This window comes from Guyparkeria sp., from assembly GCF_046540515.1.
Taxonomy (GTDB): Bacteria; Pseudomonadota; Gammaproteobacteria; order Halothiobacillales; family Halothiobacillaceae; genus Guyparkeria.
In genome coordinates this window covers 1-4,355 of record NZ_JBKHFB010000103.1, presented here as the reverse complement: position 1 = coordinate 4,355, position 4,355 = coordinate 1, and the positions used below count along the sequence as shown (strand labels likewise).

General features: G+C 67.9%; 7 protein-coding genes. 5 read left to right on the top strand and 2 right to left on the bottom strand.

The window, feature by feature from the left end; all coding sequences use genetic code 11:
* The 5 genes from ACLFRM_RS09065 to ACLFRM_RS09045 form a co-directional block, all read left to right on the top strand.
* Positions 1–1,242, top strand: a 1,242-nt coding sequence (locus ACLFRM_RS09065; RefSeq protein ID WP_410755416.1) for a formate dehydrogenase subunit alpha, incomplete at its 5' end; no start/stop codon positions are given.
* A 24-nt stretch (positions 1,243–1,266) separates the two neighbouring features.
* Entirely contained in the window at positions 1,267–1,857 is a 591-nt protein-coding gene (gene fdh3B / locus ACLFRM_RS09060) for a formate dehydrogenase FDH3 subunit beta (RefSeq protein WP_410755415.1), read from the top strand.
* Between the two features lie 23 nt (positions 1,858–1,880).
* Complete coding sequence (locus tag ACLFRM_RS09055) at positions 1,881–2,081, top strand: hypothetical protein (protein ID WP_410755414.1); 201 nt, start codon at positions 1,881–1,883, stop codon at positions 2,079–2,081.
* Positions 2,082–2,095: 14 nt separating this feature from the next.
* A complete protein-coding gene (locus ACLFRM_RS09050; RefSeq protein ID WP_410755413.1) occupies positions 2,096–2,290 on the top strand; it encodes a hypothetical protein in 195 nt (64 codons plus the stop codon).
* A gap of 12 nt (positions 2,291–2,302) precedes the next feature.
* Complete coding sequence (locus tag ACLFRM_RS09045) at positions 2,303–3,424, top strand: formate dehydrogenase subunit gamma (protein ID WP_410755412.1); 1,122 nt, start codon at positions 2,303–2,305, stop codon at positions 3,422–3,424.
* A 52-nt stretch (positions 3,425–3,476) separates the two neighbouring features.
* On the opposite strand, the gene ACLFRM_RS09040 is transcribed toward ACLFRM_RS09045, so the two are convergent.
* Together ACLFRM_RS09040 and ACLFRM_RS09035 are read right to left on the bottom strand one after the other, a co-directional pair.
* Entirely contained in the window at positions 3,477–3,782 is a 306-nt protein-coding gene (locus ACLFRM_RS09040; protein WP_410755411.1) for a hypothetical protein, read from the bottom strand.
* Positions 3,772–4,355, bottom strand: a 584-nt coding sequence (locus ACLFRM_RS09035) for a biotin--[acetyl-CoA-carboxylase] ligase (RefSeq protein WP_410755410.1), incomplete at its 5' end; no start/stop codon positions are given. The genes ACLFRM_RS09035 and ACLFRM_RS09040, both read right to left, overlap by 11 nt.

Genomic DNA, 4,355 nt, shown 5'->3' with positions numbered 1-4,355 from the left:
TTCGCGCAGAAGTTCGGCTTCGCCGACGAGATGTTCAAGAACATCTCGATCGACGACGACGGCATGCCGAATGTCGAGGACACCCTGCGCGAGATCAACCGCGGCACCTGGACCATCGGCTACACCGGCCAGAGCCCGGAGCGGCTCAAGGCCCATCTGGAGAATCGTGGCGCGTTCAACACGACGACGCTGCGCGCCGAGGGCACCGACGTCGACGGCGAGGTCTACGGCCTGCCCTGGCCGTGCTGGGGGACGCCCGAGATGGGACATCCGGGCACGCCCATCCTGTACGACACGTCGATCCCGGTATCGGAGGGGGGCCTGACCTTCCGTGCCCGCTTCGGCACCGAGCACGACGGCAACAACATCCTCGCCGAGGGCTCGTACTCGAAGGATTCCGACATCGACGACGGCTATCCCGAGTTCACCTTCGGCATGCTCCGCGACCTCGGCTGGCATACCGAGCTCACCGACGAGGAAGTCGAGACGATCAAGTCGGTGGCCGGTGTCGATGACGACACGCCCATCGAGGACATGAGCTTCGACGAGGGCGAGCCGGGCGAGAAGCTCGACAGCGTCAACTGGAAGACCGACCTCTCGGGTGGCATCCAGCGCGTGGCGATCGAGCACGAATGCGCGCCGTTCGGCAACGCCAAGGCGCGGGCGATCGTATGGCAGTTCCCCGACCCGGTGCCGGTACACCGCGAGCCGCTGTACACCCAGCGTTACGACCTGGTCGAGAAGTACCCGACCTACGAGGACCGCAAGGCCTTCTGGCGCCTGCCCACGGCGTACGAGTCGATCCAGTCGACCGACTACTCGGGCGACTATCCGCTCACCTTCATCAGCGGACGCCTGACCGAGTACGAGGGCGGCGGCGAGGAAACCCGCTCCAACCCCTGGCTGGCCGAGCTGCAGCAGGACATGTTCGTCGAGATCAACACGGCCGACGCCAACGACCGCCAGATCCAGGACGGTCAGTGGGTGTGGCTCGAGGGACCCGAGGGCGGCCGCATCAAGGTCGTCGCCATGGTGACCCCGCGCGTGGGCCGCGGCGTCGTCTGGACGCCGTTCCACTTCGGCGGCTGGTTCCAGGGCGAGGATCTCGTCGATCGCTATCCCGAGGGCACGGCGCCGTACATCCGGGGCGAGGCCTGCAACACGGCCACGACCTACGGCTACGACTCGGTTACCCAGATGCAGGAAACCAAGGCCACCCTCTGCGAGATTACCGCGGCCTAACGCGCCGCTGTCAGGAGTATCGACATGGCACGAATGAAATTCCTCTGTGACGCCGAACGCTGCATCGAGTGCAACGCCTGCGTCACCGCCTGCAAGAACGAAAACGAGGTGCCGTGGGGCATCAACCGCCGCCGCGTGATCACCCTCGACGACGGCGAGCCCGGCGAGAAGTCGGTATCCGTCGCCTGCATGCACTGCACCGACGCGCCCTGTGCGGCGGTGTGCCCGGTGGACTGCTTCTACACCACCACCGACGGCATCGTCCTCCACGACAAGGACCTGTGCATCGGCTGCGGCTACTGCTTCTACGCCTGCCCGTTCGGCGCGCCGCAGTTCCCCGAGGAGTCGGCATTCAACGATCGCGGCAAGATGGACAAGTGCACCTTCTGCGCCGGCGGCCCCGAGGACGACAACACCGAGGCGGAATACGCGAAGTACGGCGCCAACCGTGTCGCCGAGGGCAAGCTGCCCGCCTGCGCCGAGATGTGCGCGACCAAGGCGTTGCTCGCCGGCGACGGCGAGATGGTCGCCGACATCTACCTCAAGCGCGTGATGCGGCGTTCGGGCCGGCCCGAGACCTGGGGCTGGAAGAAGGCCTACGGCGCCGGCGTGTGAACGCCGGCGCGGGGGGACCCACGATGAAACGAATGACGCTACCCGCGCTGATGCTGCTCGCCGCGTTCGCGCTGGCGGGCTGCTACGAGGACACGACGCCGACTCAGTACGAGCCGGGCGTCTACAAGGGCGCGGACGATCCCCTGCTCGACAAGCTCGAGTCGGACGACGATCTGCGCAACCAGCTCGATGAGCGCTTCGAGCAGGCAGCCACCGACCGCTGAGGGGGGATGTCACCATGAGTCAACGCAACCTGCGATGGGCGACGATCGCGGCGGCGCTGGGCCTGCTTGTCGGCTGCTCGGGCTCGATCTCGGAGCCCTGGGTATCCGGCGCCCAGGCGGAGAGGCTCGAGGACGAACGTACGCGTAGTACTGAGCAACAGCGGGCATTGCGCGATCGCTTGGCCAACTATGGCGGTGCCTATCGCTAAGAGGAACTGGTTATGACTACGGCTTCAACACAATCCACCCAGCGGGGGCGGCGCGCGCACAAACGGGCGATGCTGTGGAGCCTCGCCATCATCCTGGTCGGGGCGATGGTCGCGCCGCTGTCGGGCTACGTCTACGTGGGCCTGATCGACGATGCCGCCGCCGCCGAGATGGACGAGGAGGCGCAGGCACGCTCCTGGAAGGACGAGAATCAGAATCCGCGTGCCGAGACCTGGCGCGATGCCCGCGACAGCACCGAGGGCATCACGACGGCCAGGGGCCCCTATGTCACCAACAACTTCATGCAGAACGGCGGCGAGAACTGGCGCAATCTGCGCAATGGGCCGGTCGCGGGCATCGTGCCCTGGATCATGGCCCTGTCGCTGGTCGCCATCGGCGGCTTCCACGCTCTGCACGGACCCAACCGGCTGGAGAAACGCTCCGGGCGCAAGGTCCTGCGCTGGCGTACCTGGGAGCGCGGACTGCACTGGTTCACCGCGATCTCGTTCATCGTGTTGGCGATCACGGGCCTGTCACTGCTGTTCGGCCGCGCCGTGCTGATCCCGCTGTTCGGCGACGTCGGCTTCTCCGTCTGGGCGAACCTGTCCAAGGTGCTGCACAACTTCATCGGTCCGGTGTTCACCGCGGCCGTGCTGGTGATGATCATCGCCTGGATCCGGCACAACATCCCGAACAAGACCGACCTGGAGTGGTTCCGCAAGGGCGGCGGCATGGGCAAGCAGCACGCCTCGGCCGGGCGCATGAACGGCGGCGAGAAGGTCTGGTTCTGGTTCATCGTCATCGGGGGCGGCGCCGTGTGCATCACGGGCCTGATCCTGGACTTCCCCGGGTTCGGCCAGGATCGCGGCATTGTGCAGGTCGCCAACCTGATCCACGCGACCGTCGGCATGTTCTGGATCGCACTGGCCTTCGGCCACATCTACATCGGCACGGCCGGCACCGAGGGTGCGTTCGAGGGCATGGCCACCGGCTACGTCGACGAAGAGTGGGCGCGCGAGCACCACGACCTCTGGCTCGAGGAGCTCAAGCGCGAGGGCCGTATCGAGCGCCCTGAGGACGGAGCAGGCTCCACTCCGCCGAAGGGCTCCGGGGCGCCCGCCGGCAGCTCGAGCTGAGATCCGCCCCGACCGGGTGGCGGGCGCGTCCCGCCACCCGGCCCGCCGTCCGCTAATCCACCTCGACGAAGACGTAGCGCGGCGCGCCGCGCTCGCCGGCGAAGCGGTGCAGGTCCGCGATCAGATGGACGAGGCCTTCCGGCATATCGAAGCTGTAGGCGTCCGCCATCACCTTGAGCTCACGGATCTCCGCGGGGGCCAGCGCCAGCCGCACGCGCCCCTCGGGGTCGGCCTCGAGCGTGCCCAGGCGAAACATCTCCGGGATGTCGTCGAGGCCATAGTGGTCGTCCTCGAAGAAGTGGATGCGTTGCGGCCCCGTGGCGGGCTCGAGGCAGCAGACACCGGGTTCAGCCGTCATGATAGCCCTCCTGGTCGTCCGCACCGGCCAAGAAAAAATCCAGCAGCGACAACCTCCGGGTGCCGTCGGCGGTCGCGAGCGTGAGCCCGCCCGCGTCGTCCACGCCCTGTGGCGTTCCGCTCACGCCCGGCCCCGCGTCGATGCGGATGGACACCGATTCCTGCTCGGGCATGCGATTGCGCCAGCTGCGCAGCAGCGGCGTGAAGCCCGATTCATCCCAGGCCATGATGGCAGTCAACAGCTCGCGCACGATCGCGCGGAAGAGCTCGCCACCGTCGATTGCGTCGTTGCGCCCCTCGCCGGCCAGCGCCGCCGCCTCGCCGGCGAGCCCGGCGGGCACGGCCGTGAGATTGAGCGCCCAGCTCAGCGCCAGCCAGTCGAGCGCCTCGGCCGGGCCGCCGGCGTCGAGCCAGATCCCCGCCACCTTGCCGCCGTTGAGCAGCACGTCGTTGGGCCAGCGGTAGTGCAGCTCCGTCATCGGCGTCACCAGCGGCCCCAGCGCCCGGCCCAGCGCCACGCAGGCCACCGGGCCGAGCTCGGCGCATTCGGCCGCCGGCAGCCCGGGGCGCAGCA

Coding starts and splice junctions, on each gene's coding strand:
- fdh3B (WP_410755415.1), top strand. CDS start 1,267: ATGGCACGAATGAAATTCCTCTGTGACGCCGAACGCTGCATCGAGTGC.
- ACLFRM_RS09055 (WP_410755414.1), top strand. CDS start 1,881: ATGAAACGAATGACGCTACCCGCGCTGATGCTGCTCGCCGCGTTCGCG.
- ACLFRM_RS09050 (WP_410755413.1), top strand. CDS start 2,096: ATGAGTCAACGCAACCTGCGATGGGCGACGATCGCGGCGGCGCTGGGC.
- ACLFRM_RS09045 (WP_410755412.1), top strand. CDS start 2,303: ATGACTACGGCTTCAACACAATCCACCCAGCGGGGGCGGCGCGCGCAC.
- ACLFRM_RS09040 (WP_410755411.1), bottom strand. CDS start 3,782: ATGACGGCTGAACCCGGTGTCTGCTGCCTCGAGCCCGCCACGGGGCCG.